The 1,477-nt window shown below is 66.4% G+C and carries 1 protein-coding gene; it reads left to right on the top strand.

The genetic code is table 11. From position 1 onward, the window contains the following. The coding region (locus tag J6497_RS40535; RefSeq protein WP_225709730.1) for an amino acid adenylation domain-containing protein at nucleotides 1-1,477 on the top strand (1,477 nt) is incomplete at both ends.

Genomic DNA, 1,477 nt, shown 5'->3' on the forward strand with positions numbered 1-1,477 from the left:
TCAGCCGGTCGCGATCTGCGTTGAGCGCCGCGTGGCGATGGTGGTGGGGGTGCTGGCGATCCTCAAGGCGGGCGGGGCGTATCTGCCGCTGGATCCGGCCTATCCGTCGGCGCGGCTGCGACAGGTGCTCAACGACGCGGCGCCGCCTCTGCTGCTGGCCGATGCTGCGGGGCGCGCCGCGCTGGGCGCCGATACGCTCGTCGACGTGACAGTGGTCGATCTGGAGACGGCGACGCCGGCCTGGGCCGAGCTGCCCGCCTGCGACCCCGATCCGCGCGCGCTCGGCCTGAGCTCGCGCTATCTCGCCTATGTGATCTACACCTCGGGATCATCAGGCACGCCCAAGGGCGTGATGATCGAGCATCGGGGGATGACCAATTATCTGCACTGGGCCTGTTATGCTTACGCTCCCAGATCATCCTCGGTGGTCTCCTCGCCCCTCACCTTCGATGCGACCATCAACAGCCTGTTTGCGCCTTTGATCTGTGGTGGCCATGCACTCCTTGTAAGGGAGCGAGATGAGGTCGAAGGGCTCAAAGCAAGGATCAGCTCGAAGTGCGGGGTCATCAACATCACCCCGAGCCATCTGGATGCTCTTGGGCAACAGATGCTGGCGGCCTCTGCCGCCAGCCAGGTTGGAACATTTATCATCGGCGGTGAAGCGCTGTCGGCTTCAACAGTGGAGTCGTGGCGCCGGATCCAGCCCACGGCCAGAATGGTGAATGAATATGGCCCGACGGAGACAGTTGTCGGCTGCATCTTCTATGACGTTCCAACAGAACGAGCCGTATCGTCCAACGTTCCGATCGGCCGCCCGATCGCGAACACGCGAGTGTATCTGCTGGACGGTTATGGCGCGCCAGTTCCGTTCGGGGCGGTCGGCGAGCTTTACATTGGCGGCGCCGGCGTCGCGCGTGGCTATCTGAACCGGCCCGAGCTGACGGCGGAGCGGTTTGTGGCCGATCCGTTCAGCGGCGAGGCCGGCGCGCGGTTGTACAAGAGCGGCGACCTTGCGCGCTATCTGCCGGACGGCAATCTGGAGTTTTTGGGCCGCAACGACGACCAGGTGAAGATCCGCGGCTTCCGGATCGAGCCCGGCGAGATCGCCGCGCGGCTTTGCGAGCATGAGTGGGTGCGCGATGCGGTGGTGGTGGCGCGCGAGGATCGCGCCGGCGAGCCGCGTCTTGTCGGCTATGTGGTGTGTGCGCCTGAAGCCAAATCGGAGGATGGCGGCGAGCTTGCCGGCACCTTGCGCAGGCACGTGAGCGCGCGACTGCCGGAGCACATGGTGCCGTCCGCGTTTGTGCGCATCGAGGCGCTGCCGCTGACGCCGAACGGCAAGCTGGACCGCAACGCGTTGCCGGCGCCGCAGGATGAGGCGTATGCGCACCACGCCTATGAGGCGCCGCGGGGCGAGATCGAGACGGCGCTGGCCGAGATCTGGGCCGAGCTGCTCGGCGTGGCGCGGGTCGGGCGG

It is taken from the genome of Bradyrhizobium cenepequi, from assembly GCF_020329485.1.
GTDB classification, from domain to species: Bacteria; Pseudomonadota; Alphaproteobacteria; order Rhizobiales; family Xanthobacteraceae; genus Bradyrhizobium; species Bradyrhizobium cenepequi.